The 19,985-nt window shown below is 44.1% G+C and carries 19 protein-coding genes and 1 riboswitch; of the genes, 11 read left to right on the top strand and 8 right to left on the bottom strand.

What is annotated here, in order from left to right; all coding sequences use genetic code 11:
* Positions 1 to 491 precede the first annotated feature (491 nt).
* On the bottom strand, positions 492 to 662 hold the full coding sequence (locus DYE48_RS21270) for a hypothetical protein (protein ID WP_167449554.1): 171 nt from the start codon (positions 660 to 662) through the stop codon (positions 492 to 494).
* A gap of 112 nt (positions 663 to 774) precedes the next feature.
* Here DYE48_RS21270 and DYE48_RS18740 point away from each other — a divergent pair, with 112 nt between their 5' ends.
* From DYE48_RS18740 to DYE48_RS18770, 6 genes are all read left to right on the top strand, one after another.
* A complete protein-coding gene (locus DYE48_RS18740) occupies positions 775 to 2,919 on the top strand; it encodes an EAL domain-containing protein (RefSeq protein WP_115824899.1) in 2,145 nt (714 codons plus the stop codon).
* Between the two features lie 225 nt (positions 2,920 to 3,144).
* A complete protein-coding gene (locus DYE48_RS18745; RefSeq protein ID WP_167449555.1) occupies positions 3,145 to 3,744 on the top strand; it encodes an NUDIX hydrolase in 600 nt (199 codons plus the stop codon).
* A gap of 59 nt (positions 3,745 to 3,803) precedes the next feature.
* Complete coding sequence (locus DYE48_RS18750) at positions 3,804 to 4,949, top strand: trans-sulfuration enzyme family protein (RefSeq protein ID WP_115824901.1); 1,146 nt, start codon at positions 3,804 to 3,806, stop codon at positions 4,947 to 4,949.
* 73 nt (positions 4,950 to 5,022) lie between these two features.
* Positions 5,023 to 5,133, top strand: a riboswitch (SAM riboswitch).
* A gap of 137 nt (positions 5,134 to 5,270) precedes the next feature.
* The gene (locus DYE48_RS18755) at positions 5,271 to 7,049 is read left to right on the top strand and encodes a PLP-dependent aspartate aminotransferase family protein (RefSeq protein ID WP_115824902.1); all 1,779 of its coding nucleotides are present in this window, start codon (positions 5,271 to 5,273) and stop codon (positions 7,047 to 7,049) included.
* A gap of 661 nt (positions 7,050 to 7,710) precedes the next feature.
* Positions 7,711 to 8,949 (top strand): dicarboxylate/amino acid:cation symporter, encoded by a 1,239-nt coding sequence (locus DYE48_RS18765; RefSeq protein WP_115824904.1) that lies wholly within the window; start codon positions 7,711 to 7,713, stop codon positions 8,947 to 8,949.
* A gap of 592 nt (positions 8,950 to 9,541) precedes the next feature.
* Positions 9,542 to 9,763, top strand: coding sequence for a hypothetical protein (locus tag DYE48_RS18770; RefSeq protein ID WP_115824905.1), 222 nt, complete (start codon positions 9,542 to 9,544; stop codon positions 9,761 to 9,763).
* On the opposite strand, the gene DYE48_RS21275 is transcribed toward DYE48_RS18770, so the two are convergent.
* The gene (locus tag DYE48_RS21275; RefSeq protein ID WP_167449556.1) at positions 9,760 to 9,918 is read right to left on the bottom strand and encodes a hypothetical protein; all 159 of its coding nucleotides are present in this window, start codon (positions 9,916 to 9,918) and stop codon (positions 9,760 to 9,762) included. The two genes, DYE48_RS18770 and DYE48_RS21275, sit on opposite strands and share 4 nt — an antisense overlap.
* Positions 9,919 to 10,084: 166 nt before the next feature.
* On the opposite strand from DYE48_RS21275, the gene DYE48_RS18775 reads away from it, so the two are divergent.
* The 4 genes from DYE48_RS18775 (at position 10,085) to DYE48_RS18790 (ending at position 14,049) form a co-directional block, all read left to right on the top strand.
* The gene (locus DYE48_RS18775; protein WP_115824906.1) at positions 10,085 to 10,642 is read left to right on the top strand and encodes a methyltransferase family protein; all 558 of its coding nucleotides are present in this window, start codon (positions 10,085 to 10,087) and stop codon (positions 10,640 to 10,642) included.
* A gap of 12 nt (positions 10,643 to 10,654) precedes the next feature.
* Positions 10,655 to 12,166, top strand: a complete 1,512-nt coding sequence (locus tag DYE48_RS18780) for a phytoene desaturase family protein (protein ID WP_115824907.1) — start codon at positions 10,655 to 10,657, stop codon at positions 12,164 to 12,166.
* 149 nt (positions 12,167 to 12,315) lie between these two features.
* The gene (locus DYE48_RS18785; protein ID WP_089654742.1) at positions 12,316 to 13,302 is read left to right on the top strand and encodes a sodium:calcium antiporter; all 987 of its coding nucleotides are present in this window, start codon (positions 12,316 to 12,318) and stop codon (positions 13,300 to 13,302) included.
* 90 nt (positions 13,303 to 13,392) lie between these two features.
* Positions 13,393 to 14,049, top strand: coding sequence for a uracil-DNA glycosylase (locus DYE48_RS18790; protein ID WP_244199480.1), 657 nt, complete (start codon positions 13,393 to 13,395; stop codon positions 14,047 to 14,049).
* 73 nt (positions 14,050 to 14,122) lie between these two features.
* On the opposite strand, the gene DYE48_RS18795 is transcribed toward DYE48_RS18790, so the two are convergent.
* Together DYE48_RS18795 and DYE48_RS18800 are read right to left on the bottom strand one after the other, a co-directional pair.
* Positions 14,123 to 14,770, bottom strand: a complete 648-nt coding sequence (locus DYE48_RS18795; RefSeq protein ID WP_115824909.1) for a hypothetical protein — start codon at positions 14,768 to 14,770, stop codon at positions 14,123 to 14,125.
* Positions 14,763 to 15,329: a sigma-70 family RNA polymerase sigma factor gene (locus DYE48_RS18800; RefSeq protein WP_208639670.1), complete on the bottom strand. Its 567-nt coding sequence runs from the start codon at positions 15,327 to 15,329 to the stop codon at positions 14,763 to 14,765. The genes DYE48_RS18795 and DYE48_RS18800 overlap by 8 nt, the downstream gene beginning before the upstream one ends.
* Positions 15,330 to 15,500: 171 nt before the next feature.
* Between DYE48_RS18800 and DYE48_RS18805 the strand changes: the two genes are divergently transcribed.
* Positions 15,501 to 16,454 (top strand): YndJ family transporter, encoded by a 954-nt coding sequence (locus tag DYE48_RS18805; RefSeq protein WP_167449557.1) that lies wholly within the window; start codon positions 15,501 to 15,503, stop codon positions 16,452 to 16,454.
* Positions 16,455 to 16,651: 197 nt separating this feature from the next.
* Here DYE48_RS18805 and DYE48_RS18810 read toward each other — a convergent pair whose 3' ends face one another.
* From DYE48_RS18810 to DYE48_RS18825, 4 genes are all read right to left on the bottom strand, one after another.
* Positions 16,652 to 16,747 carry a putative holin-like toxin gene (locus tag DYE48_RS18810; RefSeq protein ID WP_075037849.1) on the bottom strand — a complete coding sequence of 32 codons (96 nt, stop codon included), beginning with the start codon at positions 16,745 to 16,747 and terminating at the stop codon, positions 16,652 to 16,654.
* Between the two features lie 215 nt (positions 16,748 to 16,962).
* On the bottom strand, positions 16,963 to 18,372 hold the full coding sequence (locus DYE48_RS18815; RefSeq protein ID WP_115824912.1) for an ammonium transporter: 1,410 nt from the start codon (positions 18,370 to 18,372) through the stop codon (positions 16,963 to 16,965).
* A gap of 29 nt (positions 18,373 to 18,401) precedes the next feature.
* Positions 18,402 to 18,734 carry a P-II family nitrogen regulator gene (locus DYE48_RS18820; protein WP_244199481.1) on the bottom strand — a complete coding sequence of 111 codons (333 nt, stop codon included), beginning with the start codon at positions 18,732 to 18,734 and terminating at the stop codon, positions 18,402 to 18,404.
* Positions 18,735 to 18,935: 201 nt separating this feature from the next.
* Positions 18,936 to 19,976 carry a ribonucleotide-diphosphate reductase subunit beta gene (locus tag DYE48_RS18825; protein WP_115824913.1) on the bottom strand — a complete coding sequence of 347 codons (1,041 nt, stop codon included), beginning with the start codon at positions 19,974 to 19,976 and terminating at the stop codon, positions 18,936 to 18,938.
* Between the last annotated feature and the right edge of the window lie 9 nt (positions 19,977 to 19,985).

Below are 19,985 nucleotides of genomic sequence, written 5' to 3' on the forward strand. Positions count from 1 at the left end.
ATTAGCTGCTTTTATGCACATGGTTATTGGAGGAGAATCAACTCCTAAGCACACTATTCTGCATGCGAAAAGCTTGTTATAGAGCGCTTTTTGCGTATAAGACCAGGATAGTGGAAGGCACCCTCCCACAGTAAATGGGTTCGTTTCTCACTTTCATGGTAGGGGGTGGTTGGGAAGCTGCGAGACTCCCGTGGGAGAAAGGAGATAGGTGAGATCCCACAGGACGTAGTCCGAGGAAGCTCACCACTCCCCCACAGGAAAGCGAGTAGCTTCCCAGCCACCCCTGACGCTCATCCCAAGCAACGAACCCCGAAACATCTCGAAATCAAGTCTTCCGCAATCCTGCCATATTCTTTAATAACTTTAAAAAATCACAGTGTTCTAGAGATTATTGTAAAAATTTGTAGGTGTTTCACTCATATGATAACAGAATTTTCGGTCATTAAGGAGGGGGGCACTAAAAAAGTGATCTCGCACTCGAGATCACTTTCTTAATCTTCATCATCGGAATAGTGGTGGTAGAGAGCATCGCTTTCAGAATGGACTTCCGAATCATCTGCCTGATGGGAGAAGGATTGGTTGTAGCTCAACTTTCGGTTGAACACTTGTGCCATTTCATTGGTCTGTTCGACAGTACCTCGTCTTTGTTTTTTCTGTTTCATAGAAACTTCCTCCTTTTTAGGTAGTTTTCCTCGTGAAAAAAGGATTAAACTTTAGTTCTAATTTTCCGATATTTAGGAAGAGGGAATAAAATTTTTGGAGTAGGTGAACGGAATGGCTCGGATCATTGAACATCCATGGGATACACTAAAGCAGCTTTCCATCCCTATATGGTTCTTGGATATAGAAAAAGAGAACATCTATGTGAGTGAAAGGTTGAAAGATCAATGGAAGCTGGATTCAACCATCTTGGACCGGCATGATCTAATGCAACTCATACATAAGGATGATTTAGCATATTTGGACCATCATGCGATGACGAGAGAAGATCGTCATTTTTTTTATATGAATTATCGTGTGTTGAACAATGGAAAGTACGAATGGAGGAAGGATATCGTCACGCCTTTCTTTGATGAAGATGGAAAGATTATGGGATATACAGGTATGGGTGCTCCTGATTCTGCTTACATTGAAGAATTGGGCCGGATTAAAAAAGCGATTGTGGAAATCGGAGATGCTTTCCTTTCATACAATGGACAGGAGTTCTTTGACTTTCTTGTGAAATATTTATCTTCTGTGCTTGGTGTAGAAACTGTGCTGGTCGGAGAATTGACTGGAGAAGCCAAAGATCAAGTGACAGCGATCTCCTTGTCTCACAAAGGGGAGATTAGTTCAGGGCTGCACTACGCGTTAAAAGATACGCCTTGTGAGCAAGTAACGTTGACTCATGAATGTTATTATCCTAATGATGTAGGGAGACTTTTCCCTGAAGATATCACGATCAACGATTATGGAGTGGAGAGTTATCACGGGAAAGCTTTACTTAATTCAGATGGTGAAGTGATCGGAATTCTTGCGATTATGGATAACCGGACACAGACGAGCGGGCCATTGAGCAAGGCTCTTTTTCAAATTTTTGCTGATCGGACAGCGAATGAGCTTTCCCGGATGCAGGCGGAAAAGAAGCTGGAGATGTTGTCTCAGTATGACCCTTTGACAGGGCTTGTCACGCGCAGCTATTTGTCAGGAATCCTTGAAGACGAAATTCAGTTCATAAATGAAAAGGAGAACAACATTGCGCTCTTACTCATCGACATTGACAATTTTAAAATGATCAATGATTCATGGGGGCACACGAAAGGGGATGAGCTGCTTCGTCAGTTCTCCCGTTACTTGAGGCAGACATTCGCTAAGCATGATGCGGTGATTTCCAGGATCAGCAGTGATGAATTTGTAGTTCTCCTCAAACATGTCAGAAGCATTGAAGAACTAAGGGAAGCCAGTGACTACGTTATTCATTCAATGCGACGCCCTTTCCTTATTGGAGATAAAGAGTTCTACAATACCGTGAGTATCGGTGTCGCGTTCACCCCGGCCCGTCTTCGAGATCATTATAGCGGAGAGACTCTTTTACGCCATGCGGATGCAGCGATGCATAAAGCGAAGAGAAGCGGAAAGAACCGCTATGCGGTTTATGAAGAAAAGATGAGTGAGCAGATGAGAGAAGAGCTTCACTTGAAACAATCCCTTCATCATGCTCTTGATAACAATCAGTTTGAGCTTCATTATCAACCCCAAGTGTGCGGGAGAACATCGCAGGTGATCGGATATGAATCACTCATCCGTTGGAACCATCCGGATTACGGTTTGTTATCTCCCCATTATTTCATCAGTCTTGCTGAAGAATCAGGGATGATCATAGAAATTGGTGAATGGGTATTGAAGGAAGCTTGTCAGCAAACAAAAAGATGGCAGGTGGAAGATCGTAGACCGGATTTGAAAATATCGGTGAATTTGTCTGCCCAGCAGTTCAAAGATTTAAATCTTCCCAGAAAAGTGCTTGAAGCCCTCAAAAGTTCAGGGCTTTCTCCTGACAGCTTGATCCTCGAAATTACGGAAACGATGGTCCTTCAAGATTTCGACCGCAGCACAGACACGTTGAACAGTTTGCGTAAAAAAGGGATTAAAGTACATCTGGATGACTTCGGTGTCGGTTTTTCTTCCCTCAGTTATTTGAACCGTTTGCCTGTGGATGCGATAAAAATCGATCGTTCTTTCATCAATCAAATTGGTGAACGAGGGGAAGAGGTGCCGATCGTCAATGCCATCATCAGTATGGCGAAAAGTCTCGGCCTGCAAGTCATTGCTGAAGGTGTGGAAACAAGTAAACATATTGCTTACTTAAAACAAAAAGGCTGTTATGAATATCAAGGCTATTACTTCAGTAAACCTGTACCGGCAAGCCTTGTACACAATTAACATGAGTGATCATCGAATTTACCACTCTAAAACCGTCCATGATCTGTGACCTCTTTTGGAGGGTATTCATCATGGATATTCATTTTAGCAAGAAAGCATACGGTCGACCCACGCTCAGAGTATCAGGCTCTGAGCATTTTCTTTATGCAGGGAAGGTCTATTTCAAGTATGCTTTCTATTAAAGGAAGAGCGATTCAAATGGATTTGGAGTATAGGGGGATTCTTATGGCAGAAATGCTAACCATTTATAATGAAAATGAGCAGCCAATTGGAATAAAAGAAAGGGAGAAGGTGCATTTGGACGGGGATTGGCACGAAACGTTTCATTGTTGGATGTTCCACAAGGAAGGTGAAACGATCCATTTATTGCTTCAACAAAGAGCTGATCACAAGAAGGACTTCCCGAGCTTGTTTGATATTACCGCTGCAGGACATATAGAAGCGGGGGAGGATGTACTTCTGGCTGGTGTCCGGGAAATTGACGAGGAAGTCGGTTTGACGGTTGTGCCCGAAGAGTTAATCCATCAAGGCGATTACAAGGAGGAACTGAAGGAAGGGGTTCTCGTAGACCGGGAGATTTGCCGCATTTACCTCTTTCCATGGACAAATGACAGGACCTTTACGATCGGAGAAGAGGTGAAGGACATCGTTTCTGTGCCACTGGACGATATGGAAGGTTTGATGGATATACCACGGAGCGTGAAGGGGGTCTCTATTCTTAATGGTGAAGAAAAAGAAGTGAATCGTAAAAATCTTGTCCCACATGAGAAAGGATATGAGCGGTATGTTTTCCAAGCGATTCGTGAATATGTCGCAAAACTTTGACAATATTCCAGCTTGTTCTATATAATTTTTGATTAAGTGATAGAGAGAGGAGACGAACGATGACGAATACATCTTTTGATACGAAAATAGTCCACCATAAGGCGGATCAAAGCCTTGTACCGAATAGCAAGAGTACACCGATTTACCAGACGTCCGCCTTTACATTCAAAGATTTGGATCACTTGGAAAGTTATTATGAGGGAAACAGCCCTTATTTATATACGAGAGAGCGCAACCCCAATACAGATGAACTTGCTGGAACCGTTGCTGAACTGGAAGAAACACCAGCCGGAGTAGCGTCTTCATCCGGAATGTCAGCCATCCTTGCCGGCATTCTCGCAGTTGCAAAACCCGGGGATCATATCGTTGCCGCAGAGGATGTTTATGGAGGTTCACACAAGCTGATCACCAAAGAGCTGCCCACGTTCGGGATTGATGTAACGATGGTTTCTTTTTCAAATCTGGAGGAGGTTTCAGAGGCGATCACAGACCAAACGAAGCTGCTTTATACGGAATCGATTTCAAATCCTTTTTTACGGGTGGAAGATCTTGAAGGCCTCGTCGCTCTTGCTCGCAAAAAGAATGTGAAAACGATGGTTGATAATACGTTCGCGACCCCATACTTATTGCAGCCGTACACGCGTGGCGTCGACCTTGTCGTACATAGTGGGACGAAGTATATAGGTGGTCACAGTGACGTGACGTGCGGAGTGCTGGTCGGGAATGAGGATTTGGTTCAGGCCGCTACCCAAAAAGTTGTCACGTTTGGTGCGAATCTCAGCCCTTTCGAAGCATGGCTTACTCAACGTGGAGCCAAAACTTTAGGTCTTAGGATGAAGAAACAATCACACAATGCAAAACAAGTAGCAACAGCCCTTGGTGACCATGATTCGGTCCGTACCGTCTATTATCCTGAAAAGGTATCGGAAAGAGGAAACGGAGCCATTGTGACCATCGAGCTTGATGATTCTATTGATATCGAGGCGTTTTTCCGGTCTCTCGGATGGGTGAAAATTGCTCCTACATTGGCGGGCGTAGAAACGACGGTTTCATATCCTGTACGTACGTCTCATCGTGCGTTATCGAATGCTGAACGTGAGAAAATCGGCATCAATGATTATGTGATTCGTTTGTCGATCGGAATTGAAGATCATGAAGATATTATTGAACAGCTGAAAGAAGCGATAACAGATTCGGAAAAATAAATTGTCGAAAATAATTGACTTTTCTGATTCTTGTCCGTTATAATTCTCAACATAATCAATTAACTGCATACATCTCTTATCAAGAGAGGCTGAGGGAATAGGCCCTGTGAAGCCCGGCAACCTTCAAACATCGGTTTGAAAAGGTGCTAAGTCCTACAGATCAGATTGATCTGGAAGATAAGAGGAGGAATCGAAATGACAAACCCTCTTCTTATTAGGAAGAGGGTTTTTTGCTGTTCGGAAAAAGGTCCATAATCTTTTTACACGCTTAAAGACAACTATATCTATAAGAATAGAAAACTTTTTGAGGAGGAAATAATCATGACGAATTCATTTGAAAGCTATGATGTAGATACGATTTCTTTACACGGAGGACAGTCTCCCGATCCGACGACAGGATCTCGGGCGGTGCCGATTTATCAAACGACCTCTTATGTTTTCCATGACACAGAACATGCCCAGAGCCTTTTTGCCCTCGATGAACCTGGAAATATCTATTCCCGTATCGGAAATCCGACCGTTGATGTTTTTGAAAAAAGGATGGCCCTCCTAGAAGGTGGAGTCGCTTCCGTTGCGACGGCGTCCGGAATGTCTGCCATTGCTCTATCCATCCTGAACATCGCAGGTGCAGGAGATGAAGTGGTTGCCGCATCAAACCTTTATGGCGGGACTTATAATTTATTCGCTAACACTTTACCGCGATATGGCATTAAAGTCCGTTTTGTCGACCCAGAGGAACCAGAAAATTTCCGCAAAGCCATTACAGACCGAACGAAAGCTGTCTTCGCTGAAACGATCGGAAATCCAAGTCTTCACGTGCTGGATATTGAAAAGGTGGCGGCCGTAGCTCATGATCATGACCTTCCCCTTTTAATTGACAATACATTCGCCACCCCTTATACATGCCGGCCAATTGAGCACGGGGCCGACATCGTCATCCATTCTGCAACGAAATGGATTGGTGGTCACGGTACAGCCATTGGAGGAGTTGTCGTAGACGGAGGACAGTTCAATTGGGGAAACGGCAAGTATCCGGTTTTCACAGAGCCTGATGACAGTTATAACGGAATCGTTTATACCGCCGATTTCGGAACACTTGCTTATATTACGAAACTGCGTGTCCAGCTGCTTCGTGACTTTGGTTCATGTTTGAGCCCGCAAAATGCTTTCTTGTTATTGCAAGGGTTGGAGACGTTGCATTTACGTGTCGCCCGGCACGGGGACAATGCCCAGGAGATCGCGGAATACTTACAAGGTCATCCTGATGTGGAATGGGTTTCGTATCCAGGGTTACCCTCACATCCCGCTCATGAGCTAGCCAACCGTTACCTTGATGGAGGATATGGTTCGATCGTTAACTTTGGCATCAAAGGCGGAAGGGAATCCGGGAGACAAGTGATCAATAATATTTCACTCTGGTCTCATGTAGCAAACGTTGGAGATGCGAAATCATTGATCATCCATCCAGCTTCAACGACGCATCAGCAATTGTCCGTCGAAGACCTTGCGGCAAGTGGAGTGACAGAGGAATTGATTCGCTTATCTATAGGACTCGAATCGAGCAAAGATTTGATCAATGACCTTGATCGAGCCATTGCAAAAGCGACAGGAAGAGAAACGGAACAAACGGCGATTACTGAAAATGATGAAGGAGTCATCAATTGGGCTTTAAGCTCCTCCAAAACCAAAGAAGATGGAGAAACGCGTCCAAAACGTTTGGCGGTGGTCGGGTTGAGCGGAAAACCTTCACGTCCGAGTCATCGTCTGGCTCGAAAAATGCAGAGGCTGGGGTACCAAATCGTCCCTGTGAATCCAAGAGAAACAGAAGTACTTGGAGAGAAGGCGTATCCAGATCTAACATCGATTCCATTCAAAGTCGATGTCGTCCAAGTATTCCGCAGTCCGGAAGCAGCCATTGAAATTGCTAAGGAAGCTGCGGATATACGTCCGGACGTCTTCTGGCTGCAAGAAGGCGTCATCGCACCGAAGGCGGCCCAGATCGCAAGTGAAGCAGGACTTGAGGTGGTTCATAACCGTTGTACGTATAAAGAAGCCCAGCGCTTACGGGGAACCATCGATACGTACGCATGTGAAATCTAAAACCCAACAATAGAGGATATAACATGGGGCTGAAAAAATGTTCATCACTATAGGTCATTACGGAGGAAGTTTTTCAGCAAAAGCGTGTTATGGACTGTTGGAAAAGGCTAAAGTTTCTGTAAGAATTTATCGAAGAGCTTCCAAAAATCCAGATCAGTGGGAAAGTTTGCGGAGGGAATTGAGGAAGCGGAAAAAGTGGATTCTTGATAAAGAACGGCTGTCGCAAAGGCGGCCGTTTTTTTATGCAACGGGATAAAACTATATGCATGGATAAAGGGGAGTTCATGAATATGTAATAAATTCTAAACATTCTCATAATCTAGAAATGACTATGTATCCCGCGGTTTCAATGGCCATTGAAAGTTGTACAACACCAACTGGAACATAGTTGTATAAGAAACTGCCATCAAATTCTATTCAATTTTCACTCATTCTATGTTATAATTTATAAAGCACATTTCCACACGCGCTGGTTGCAACCATCTATGACGAGCCTGAAACACATTCATATCAAGGCTCAAAGGTACCGAACCCCATATTGTAAGTAAGTCTTTTTTTAATGCTTTTTTGACATGACTGGGTACATGTCGCCTTTGAAATTTTTCACTTTTTAAACAAAATAATAAGTAAGCGTTTTCATAATGTTGTAGGAGGTTACTTCATGAAACTAACAACCAAGATTTTTATAGGTTTGATTCTTGGTGCGATTGTAGGCCTGGGTCTGCATTTAGCTGCACCGGATCTGTTCAGTACGTTAGATGCTTATGTTTTCGGTCCTTTAGGTACGGTATTCTTAAATCTCATTAAAATGCTGGTTGTACCGATCGTGTTCTTTTCTATCACCCTAGGTACCGCTTCTCTTGGCGACCCTAAGAAACTAGGTAGAATCGGTGGGAAAACCATTGCATTCTTCCTTGTCACAACGACGATTGCAATTAGTATCGCGATTTCTCTAGCCTATCTCTTCCAACCGGGAAATGTTGATATCAACCCTGCCGGTGCAGAGTATGAAGCTCAAGAAGCGCCTGGTGTCGTTGAAACATTTACGAACATCATCCCAACAAACCCGATTCAGGCAATGACAGAAGGGAACATGCTTCAGATTATTGCCTTCGCTATCTTTATCGGTTTCGCACTAGCGATGCTAGGCAAGAAGACAGAAGGGATTTACAAGCTTGTCGAACAAGGAAATGAAATCATGATGTTCCTTGTAAACTTGATCATGCGCTTTGCTCCTTATGGTGCTTTCGGTCTCCTCGCTTCTGCAATCGGAACGATGGGGATCGACGGTATGAAAGGGATGGGGATGTACATGATTGTCGTCATCCTGGGGTTGATCATCCACGGAGTGGTGACGTACGGTTCTGCGGTCGCTTTCCTTGGAAAGATGAATCCAATCAAGTTCGTCAAAGGGTTCTTCCCTGCGATGACGGTCGGTTTCAGTACGTCAAGCAGTAGTTCAACGCTACCGATTTCCATGAAAACAGCACAGGAAAACTTGAATGTACCGAAGCCTGTCAGTAGTTTTGTCCAGCCTTTAGGTGCAACCATCAATATGGACGGTACAGCGATTATGCAGGGTGTGGCGACGATTTTCATCGCTCAAGTTTATGGTTCAGATCTTGCATTTGCGCAACTGGTCATGGTCGTTCTGACGGCAGTTCTTGCGAGTATCGGTACTGCGGGAGTCCCTGGTGTAGGATTGATCATGCTAGCTATGGTTCTTAACCAAGTATCCCTGCCTGTCGAAGGAATCGCGCTGATTATTGGTATCGACCGACTGCTCGATATGTTACGTACATCCTTGAACATCACAGGTGACGCAGCATGTGCCGTCGTAGTCGCTGAATCTGAAAGAAAACACGGCATTGATGAAGATGCCAAACGTATGGAAGCATAAAGCATAATAAACAAAAGTGCAACCTTTTTGGTTGCACTTTTTTTATTTTTATAAAATTATATCTCCAATGGACTTATTCTTCCTTTAAAAATTATTAAACTAAATGGCAGGGTAGTGGAAGACTTGATTTCGAGATGTTTAGGGGTTCGTTGCTGAGTTGAGCGATAGGGGTGGCTGGGAAGCAACTCGTCTAGCTCCCTCGCCCAGACACTCCCAGTGCGATTCCGCATTTGAACACTTTCCTGTGGGGGAGCGACGAGCTTCCTCGGACTACGTCCTGCGGGATCTTGCCTATCTCCTTCTCCCGCGGGAGTCTCGCAGCCCCCATCCACTCAATAAAAGCCTCGAAACTGATACTTCAAGAATAAGGAGCGTTTGTGGAAGGTTGGGAATTAAAAATAAGAGGAGTCCTACTGCCCTTTTGAGGTAGCTGGGCTTTTTTTATGGAAAGCTACTAGGTTTGTTGTTTGGACATAAAGGGTTTCGTTTGAGAAAGCAGAATATAAGTAAGGAAGAATGGGAGAGGGGTGACGTGTATCCAAAGCCTCTGATGGGTATAGTAACAGATAGATAACTTGGAAGAGGTGATACGATGTTTTATTCAGTGACGTTACAAAAAATAATCTTTCTAACAGGAATCGGTGTCATTATTGGTGCTATCATAGGATTTTCATCCGTTCTCGGATTCGGTCTTGATGGTTCCGTTTTCGTCCTTTCTATGTTCTTAAGTATCATCAGTGTGTATGCTACGGCCATGTACGCGGAACTCTATCATATCCGTGAAGCTATCAATAAACAAAACAAGAATTTTTAAGGAGAATCGTAGAAAAAACTGAATAATAGAATGGTTATGTATAAGACGCCTACAATCGCCATTGTCCAATACGTGGACTTTGTAATTTTTTTAAAGATCACTAAGAAAGTGGCGATGACTGCGGAAATGATAAAAACACTATAAAAAATGTCCAACTTCTTTAACCCCTTTTTCATTATTGTTGCTATTGTAATGGAAACTGAACAATTATGCGAGGGTAGGAAGGGGGCGGAATGTTTGAAAATGAGTGGGAAGCTACGGTTTATCTGCAGAATGTAAAGGGAACAATGGAAGATAGTATCCAGAGAGGGCGGGTGCTCCATGACCCTGTTTGATGGATTGTTTTTAGTAGTGACGGCCTTTTGGCTGGCAGAGTTTTTTATCTTCAGAAATGATCGGTCGGGAGAAAGTGGTTCTTATGAACGCCGCTCTTTTCTGCTGATCCTCGCGGCCGTGGTCGTGACGCTCGTATTTTCTCTCTTTATGCAGGAATGGGACATTGGGATTATTCATCATCGAGGAATCTGGTGGATGGGGTTGGTCTTATACGCCCTTGGAGTAGGTCTTAGATATTGGGGGATTCTTCATCTGAAAGATCAATTTACGCGCAATGTCTCTGTTCAAGAAGGAGACCGCCTCGTAAGTAGTGGTCCTTACCGTCTGCTCAGACACCCTCTTTATACAGGGCTTTTATTCATCATTATTGGGTTTTGTTCAGGACTCGGCAACCTGTATGCAGCACTCCTATGTGGAATTTTCATGACGATCGCATTACTACATAGAATTAAGCTCGAAGAAGCGATGCTCGTGGAGCAGCATGGGGAAAGGTACAGGAAATGGTGCCGTTCGAGGTACCGGCTGATTCCTTTTGTCTATTAATTTTGGAGGTGGATGGTTTTGAAAAAGAAAACAGCGGTTGTAGTGGGAGCAGGTTTAGGTGGTATGTCAGCAGCAATTCGACTGTCAGCAGATGGTTATGATGTGAAAATCATTGAAAAAAACAGCAACATAGGTGGAAAGCTGAACCGCAGAGAGGGGAAAGGGTTCACGTTTGATACTGGACCATCCATATTGACGATGCCTTGGGTTCTTGAGCAGCTATTTGAAAGTGTGCATCGCCGTCTTGAGGACTATATCACTGTAGAACGTGTCGAACCGCAGTGGCGCACATTTTTCGAAGATGGCACACAACTCGACGTAACGAGCGATCTACCTAATATGCTTGAGGAGATGGCCAAGGTTACGGAACGGCCGAACCGAAAGCTGACCGATTTCTTGTCCTACAGTCAGGATATGTATGAACTCTGTATGAAGAGTTTTTATAAATATAGTATCGAAGACTTGAAAGATTTGAAGAAACATCATAAATTAAGTGAATTATTCCAGATGGATCCGATGAATACGGTAGCGAAAGCGACGCACAAGCACTTTGATAACAAATATTTGGAGCAGCTGTTCAATTATTTTGTGATGTATGTAGGATCCAATCCTTACGCTACACCGGCTATTTTAAATCAGCTTGTCTATGTTCAGCTTGGGCTTGGCATCCATTATGTTAAAGGCGGCATGTACAAAATTGCTGAAGGTATGGGACGTCTTATGGAAGAGCTGCGTATCGATGTGGAATTGAATACTCCAGTCCAGCGATTTGTCGTTGATGGTGATCGTGTTATTGGTGTAGAAACGGCTGAGGGAACGATTCACGAAGCGGATGTTGTCATCTCTAACCTTGAGGTCATCCCGGCATATCGGAAGCTGGCTCCACAAACATCCAAAGTGAAGAAAGAAACAAAAGCTCTCGAGAAAAAGTTCGACCCGACCGTATCAGGACTTGTGCTATTGCTTGGAACGGATCGTAAATTCGAGAACTTAAAGCATCATAACTTCCTTTTCTCCGAAGATCCGGAAAAAGAATTCAAACAGATCTTTGAAGAAGGGAAGCCTGCGGATGATCCGACAATCTATATCGGAATTTCGGCAAGGTCTGATGAAACGCAAGCGCCTGAAGGGAAAGACAATCTTTTTGTACTGACGCACGTTCCGCCGCTCGAAAACAAAAAGCGTAAACCGATCGACTGGGATGCCTACCGCGAAACGGTGTTGGATAAGTTAGAGCGCATGGGCATGGAAGGGTTGCGTGATTCAATTGAGTTTGAGTATCGTTTTACTCCTGAAGATCTCGAGGCCTTATATGGCCCGAACGGTGGCTCTATTTACGGGATAGCGGCTGACCGCAAGTCCAATGGTGGATTTAAGATACCATCCAAGAGTCAAATTTACGACGGCCTTTATTTTGTCGGTGGCTCTACTCACCCGGGTGGAGGTGTACCGATGGTAACATTGTCGGGACAGCTGACTGCCGACTTGATTAAAGAGAGAGAAACAGAACCCGTTCACCAGTAAAAGAAAGCTCAGCGCCGCGGAGGCACTGAGCTTTCTGTATGAGAAAGGGGGAAGACTTCTCGCGTTCCATTCATTTACTGTTTACCGGGGCAGAGGGAAGGGAATGGTTGAAAAATGCCATATTGAAGTTGATTTGAAGGAGTTTTTTTATGAGCGACTGGATGATTTTTGCTCTGTTTTTTATATCAGGAATCTTAACCTTTTTCATAGCCTCAAGGCTTGCAATATTTGGGGATGCGGTAAAAGAAAAAACGAAAGCATCTTCCGCTTTCATGGGAGCGATCATTGGTATAGCCATCTCGCTGCCTGAATTAACCTCAAGTGTTACGGCGATTGTCATCGACAGCCCTGACTTGGCTGTTGGAAACTTGATCGGAAGCAACCTGTTCAACATCATGGGTCTTGCGATTTTTGACATTGTCTATCGCCGCTATCAAATATTGACGCATGCAACGGTGGAAAGTAAGTTATATGGCTGGCTTGTGATCTTTATGACACTCATCGTCATGGCCGGTTTGAGTTTGACCTTGCCGACCCATGTTTTCCACATTAGTTACACGTCGATTGTCATTGTGGTTCTTTACTTTGTTGGTTCAAAGTTCATCAATGACCGGACAGAATACCAAGGTAGAAAAGTGAAACGACAAAATGAACGATACAAGGACTATTCATACAAACAGGTGCTTTGGCGCTTTGTTCTATATGCTTTTCTAATTATGGTTATTGGTAGCGTATTGACCATTACGGCTGAGCGGATATCCGTCATAACGGGGATCGGTGCGTCCTTTATCGGTGCATTCTTAGTGGCGATCAGCACGTCATTACCTGATGCTGTCAGTGTAGGGACAGCGCTCAAGCTCAGGAACTTCAATCTTGGAATCAGCTCGTTGCTCGGAAGTAATGCCTTCAACCTGATGATTCTTGCGATTACAGATTTTATTTACTTTAAAGGGAATCTTTTACAACAATCGTCTCCTGCAAACATGATCACAGGGATAACGTCCATCGTGTTCATTCTATTAATCATCTACAGTATTACACGCAAGAATGTTCGTGCATGGAATTACTTGATTCCTTCCTTCTTAATTATTGTGAGCTATTTTGTTACTACGTATCTAGCGTTTCAAATGAAATGATAAGAATTGGCTCCCCGGAGTGGAGGAAGTTGTTTGTCCAATGGATTAGAATTTTTTCGACTCTAGACGAAAGAAATAGAAGAGGAAGATGTGAAGCGAAAGGTGGGTGAGTGGATGGAGTGGCCCGAACGGTTAGTAAATGAAGCAAAAAAGAGGATGGAACCTTATGATGTAGAAGGTTTCGTTCTTGGCAAAGGGGATGATCGTGGCAGGGTCATGATTGTCGGCGAAGCACCTGGTGAAAATGAAGCGATTAAAGGGGAGCCCTTTATTGGAAGGGCGGGCGATGAACTGGACAAACAGCTCGACTATCTCGGTATGGCCAGAGAAGATGTTTATATCACGAGTGTAATAAGAAGCCGGCCCTACAAATGGGTGAAGACGAACAAGAAGGGTATGGGAGGCAAACGGAAAGCTAACCGCAAACCAAATCAAAAAGAAATCTATGCTCATGCCAAACTTCTCGATTATCAAATTGAACAAATGAAGCCTGACATCATTATCGCTCTTGGAGGAGTGGCTTATGAACGGTTGACCGGTGACAAAGGGAAAATCAGTGATGTCGTTGGTGAAGCCATCCGTACCCCTGTCCAGAAGGAAGAAGAAGGGGGATATAGAAAGTCTGCGGAAGAATATACCATTGTTCCCCTCTATCATCCGGCGGCCGTTTTTTATAATCCGAAAATCAAGGAAGATATCTATCGGTCTCTTGATCGATTGAAAGATTATTTGGAGCGTGATAGGTAGTAATATTCTTCAGCAATTGTGAGTTTTAATTTAAAGGAGAGCTGCAAGTAACGGTGGCCCTCCGTATAAGGGATCAACTGTCTTCTTTGTGGTTCATCTGAACTTTTTCAAATACAAAGTAGCCTTGTGTGCTGGCCGTTACAGATCCTATGCCTGTGCTTCTCCAACTGCGGATGGCGATTCGATTTTTGTCTTCTTCTCCTTTGATTCTGTAAATTTTCGTTTCAGGGAGAAAAGCGGTTACGCTCTCTAAAGCGTCAGACTCCTCCCCGGGATTTTTGTGATTGATGGTTCCGATTACTTCTCCGAGCTCCTTAGGTGTTACTCTCTTTGCCGTTTGGAAAAACTGCTCATCCTCATGAATGACGTACGTTTCCCTGACCATCATCGACGTCATATGTTTTTGAGAATTATCTGCTTTAACAAAAGTAGATGGTGGCTCTACAGCTGCTGTTTTCAGCTCGGGAACGGTGTCTTTGGTCATCAACAAACCAGCTGTTTCCGGTGGTTGTTGGTTTTGTGAAAGTTGCCAGCCTGTAAAAAGGAGAAGGGCTGCCGTTGGGATGAGGAAAGTCTTCGTGCCCGCGTGTGGTTGCTTTTGTATCTTTTTTTGGGAAGATTTCAAGACCATTTTTTTCATATGTCTTTCATCAAATGGGACTTGATCATATTTCACTTTCTGGTCCATTTTTTTTAATTTACGATCAATCAAATCACTCACTCTGGGAACTCCCTTCCGATGTTAACCTTTCTTGCAGTAGTTGGCGTGCGCGTCTTAAGCGAGTCTTTACTGTGTTCGGACTTGTATTCAGTACGTTCGCCAATTCATTGATGTCGAACTCTTCAAAGTAATATAGAATGATGATTTCTCTGTATTTATCTTCAAGCTTCAGGACATGTGCCAGCAGGGTTTCATCCTCGTCCTGCTGCAACACGAATTCTTCCGGCGTCTCCTTTGTTGAGGGGATGGAGCGGAATAGTTCCGTGCCTTTTTTGACGACCCTCTTCATGTAAGAACTTTTTAAATGATCCTTACACAAGTTAATGGTAATTTTGTACAACCATGTTTTAATGGTCGATTCTTTTTTGAAACTGGCATATTTCTGGTATGCTTTAATAAATGTTTCTTGAGTGATATCTTCGGCAATCGCATAATCTTTTACATACGAATAAGCGAGCCATTTTAAATCATGGCCGTATTCTTGAATCCATTCTTCCAGCCGTTCCTCACCATGTTCTTCGGGTTCATATGTAGATTGTGAGCGTTGGTTGTGTATCAATTTTTCCCACCTCATCTGTTTAGACGACACTCCCCGAGAATAAGTTTTTGCTTTGCTTGATTTCTTATGATCTTATCTATGTATTCGATAGACATCACCGTTTTCCTTTATAAAAAAAGAGGGAGGATCGTGGGTGTATGCGATCCTCTGCGATTATCGGAGGGGTATGGAATGCAAAGACCTGGACGTTGGCTTGCTGTTGTAGGGTTTTTCTTATGGCTGATATGGAAATTCTCCTTTTCTATTGAGTGGCTGGAATTTTCGATAGGGTTTAGTTTATTTGTCCTTGTTCCGCTTTTACTTGAAGAAGCAGTCAAAGATTCTCGGGAAAATCGAGCGGATCATTGGTTGTGGCAGTGTCTCGTATGTTTGCTCCCATTTTCCATATCAGGTGTTCTATCTTTATCCATGCCGTCGGGCTGGGAAGCAGCGGCTTGGGGATTGATTTGGTTCATTTATACATTATCCGTGGCAGTGGGAGGCGTTTGGCGTTTCCGGTTGCGTCAAGGGGCAAGAGTGGAAGAGCTGAGCATTGATGCTGGTTTTCTATATTTAGCTTTCGCTGGCCTTTTCCTTTTCTTCTCCCGTCTCCCTGTAAAAAATTTCGGTTCATTTTCGCCACGGGAATGGATTGTTTTGGCTTTGTTTTTTCATGGAGTCGTTTTTTTATTGGCGGTGATCACCGGTTTCTTTGGTCGGTACCGAAAAGAGATGGCAGTTAAGCCGAAAAAGCAAGTCGATCGTCCTTACCGTTTTTTAGTTATCACGGTTCTCGTCAGTCCAGTCATCGGTTTTTTCAGTCTTTTGTATGGAACGGAAGCCATTATTCTTTCGGTTGTCATTTTTTCATTTTTGCTCGTTTGGATGTGCCTGTGGTGGTTCTGGTTATCGGTTGAGTTTAAGCCTTGGGTACAGACGGCGTTAATTTTGACGAGCTTTATGGGATTCAGTATCGTTGGCAGTGCATTGTGGAAGGGGTTGAGTATCGGCCGTTTGAGTAGTGTGGGGATGCTTGCGACCATTCCGCCGTATGGATTCTTTTCTGCCTTGCTCTTTTCGTGGCTGATTGTTTTTGCGTGGAGGGGTGTAAATAAACCACGGCGAATCCTGCCCGAGAGTGATTAGTGGGATGGAAAATGTTTCACGTGGAACTGGATCATTCTGTCGATAATTTCCATATTCTTCTATGAAGAATAGCTGAAGCTTCCTCTTCAGTTATCATGGATTTATGCTATAATAAAAGTGAAAAGGCGACAGCTGCAACTGTCGCCAAGATACCGTTCGCATATCATGGATTTTAGGCCTTCACTACGTGTGGAGGTCTATTTTTTATTGTTCATTTTTATGATGAGCGCAAGGAGCGTAATGATGAACGTTCCGAACGCTAACATGATCATAAGGGATTCATATGTGCTCATCGATGGCCTCACACCCTTTCTATCACAGTCTTTATCTTCAAATAGAGAACGGTATCTATCTACAAGGATACCATATTTTGCGATAAATAAGAACGTATGTTCGCAAAATAGACAGAAGGAACTAAAAACTCCAGCTCACCTTAAGATGAGCCGGAGTCTTTTATATGATTGACCTTGGAATAGTAGGGGGGAACCAAGGTGAATCCACAGTGATTTTATTGTGCTGTCTTTGTCTCTGTAGGTGTTTTTGTTTTTGGTTCAGACTCAGAATTCAAACCGTCGAGTCGGTGGAGCAATCCGACACCGAAATCGTTACCTGTGCTTGGGTTGATGTTCTCGTTGAAGATTCCACGGCTTGTTTCGTAGGCCTGGGATCCGTGCTCGGAGAAGTCGAGTCCGGATATTTCCTCCTGTCTGGAAACGCGGATGCCGACGGTGCTTTTAACGATGAAGACAACGGCTGCGGTTGTTAGCATTGTCCAGGCAATGACAGCTAGGACACCGATCGCCTGAATGCCTAGAAGGCTTGCGCCACCACCGTAGAAGAGACCACCTTCCACAGCGAAAAGACCGACAGCGATTGTACCCCAAATGCCGCAAATTCCGTGAACAGCGATGGCACCGACGGGATCATCAATGCGAACGACTCGATCAAGAAACTGGACGGCTTCTACTAAAATAATACCGGCGATCAAACCGATGGCAAGAGCCCCGCCTAAAGAAACGTTGGCTGTACCTGCTGTGATCCCTACTAAGCCTGCGAGTGCACCATTCAAAGTAAGAGAAGCGTCAATGCGTTTGAACTTAGCGTAAGAATAAAAGGCGGAGCTGATAATTCCTGCTGATGCAGACAACAGAGTGGTTGCGATAACGGAAGGAACAAGAGACGGATCGGCAGCTAGTGTACTTCCGCCGTTAAATCCGAACCAGCCGAACCATAAGATGAAGACACCAAGAGCGCCTAAAGGAATGTTATGACCGGGGATGACGTTTACCTTCTTACCACTGTATTTACCAAGACGTGGTCCGAGGAACATGACAGTGACGATAGCGCCTAGCGCGCCTGTTAAGTGGACGACTGTCGAACCGGCAAAATCAACAAATCCTAGCTCGGAAAGCCATCCTCCACCCCAGACCCAGTGTCCAACGACAGGGTAAATGAAGCCGGTCATAACCACAGTAAGGAGAAGGTAGGATCCTAGTTTCATACGTTCAGCGACGGCACCGGAAATGATCGTGGCACACGTAGCTGCGAATACCGCTTGGAAAACGAAGAACCCGATTTGATCTTCTTGACCGCTTAAGAGGAAACCGTCAATTCCGATGATCCCACCACCGGAAGTACCAAACATGATACCGTAACCAACGACAAAATAAAGGACAGCAGCGATGGACATCGTCATGAAGTTCTTCATCAGGATGTTCAGTGCATTCTTTGAACGGGTGAATCCGGCTTCGACCATGGCGAAGCCTGCGTGCATGAAGAATACTAAGAAAGCGGCAATCATGACCCATACCATGTCGACGGATTGCAGAACGGACTCTGCAGAGATTGCTGTTTCAGCGCTTGCGACAACTGGGAATCCTAGAAGAGCAAATAGGAGCAGAGGGACGATTTTTTTCATAAATGAATTCTTCCTTTCGAAATAAAGTATTAGATTAGTGCTTGTTTGCCAGTTTCTCCTGTTCGGATGCGGAACACTTCATCAATCGTAGAAACGAAAATTTTTCCGTCGCCGACTTCATCTGTAGCGCAGGTATTGATGATGACATCAATCACTGAACCTAGTTCGCTGTTTTCGACGACCATTTCTACCTTTACTTTTGGATAGAGCTTAATTTCAAAACGACTGCCTCTGAAGATTCCTTCCTGGCCTTTTTGCTGACCGCATCCGGCAACTTCTGATACCGTTAGTCCTTTCACGCCTAGTTCATCCAGGCTCTGCCTCAAATCCTGGAATGCTTCGGGACGGATGATTGCCTCCACCTTTTACATTGTGTAAGGTTTCTTAACACAATGAGTAAGTAATTAAATCTAACTATAAGATAAATATTCTGAAAAATCAATACACTTTTTGATAGTATGTTAGAAAAGTTGACATAAAAGCGCTTTCTTGTTTAAAAAAGGAAGACCAGGTCATCCATATTCTGGATGACCTGGTCAGGTAAGAATTGGTATGAAACTGTATTAGAGGTCGTCGAAGCCGTTGGTTTCGGACACTTTGGTGTACTGACGTGATTTTTGTTCAAAAAAGTCGGACTTTCCTTCATCGACTTCCTGGTAAGCGCGGATCCATTTCAATGGATTTTCTGTATAAGTAGGGAACGGCTTTTCTGCTCCAAGAAGCCTGCAGCGTTTATTGGCGATGTAACGGATATAGTCTTCCAGGTCCTGAATCGGAATGCCTGGGAATTGATTCCCGATTAGGTGACGTGCCCACTTGATTTCTAAATCAGCCGCTTGTTTGAACGTATCGGTCACGAACGTCCGGTAGTAATCGTGATCCAACTCAGGGTTTTCATGTAATGTTTCGTTAAAGATATGCCCGAACAAACTGACGTGGATTTGTTCATCGCGGTTGATGTAGTTGATCATTGTACTTGTGGAGACCATCTTTTGATTTCTCGCAAGATTATAGAAAAAGGCGAAACCGGCATAAAAGAAGAGACCCTCGAGCACGACATCATAAACAATCGACTTCAGAAAACCGTCCACGGAAGGATCATCGGCGAATGCCTGATATCCATCAGTAATAAAGGTGTTGCGTTCTTTGAGCACTTCATCATGCTTCCAGTAATCAAAAATCTTTTCCTGTTCTCCTTGATCGACAAGCGTGGACAGAACGTAAGAGTAAGATTGATTATGCACGACTTCCTGAAAGGCGAGCACCTGCATTAAGGCAGATAGACTCGAGTCGGTCAAATAGTCCGCGATTTTCCCCGAATAATCGGTTTGTATGGAATCCAAAAAAGCGAGCAGACCGATGATCTTCTTGAATGCGGTCTGTTCTTGCTCTGAAAGGTCCGGCCACTGCTTCAAGTCGTTGCTCATATTGATTTCATTAGGAATCCAGAAATTTGCAAGCATGGTCTTATACATCGGGTACGCCCATGAATAGCGGGTGTTATCCCAATTTAAGATGTTCGAACTTCTTCCGTTGATGACACCTGTCGAGGCATTTGGTGCTTCGTAATCGACGAGCTTTCTTTTTTGTATCGATCCCTTCATGGTAGGCTT

The sequence above is a fragment of the Halobacillus trueperi genome (assembly GCF_003386945.1).
Classification (GTDB): domain Bacteria; phylum Bacillota; class Bacilli; order Bacillales; family Halobacillaceae; genus Halobacillus; species Halobacillus aidingensis.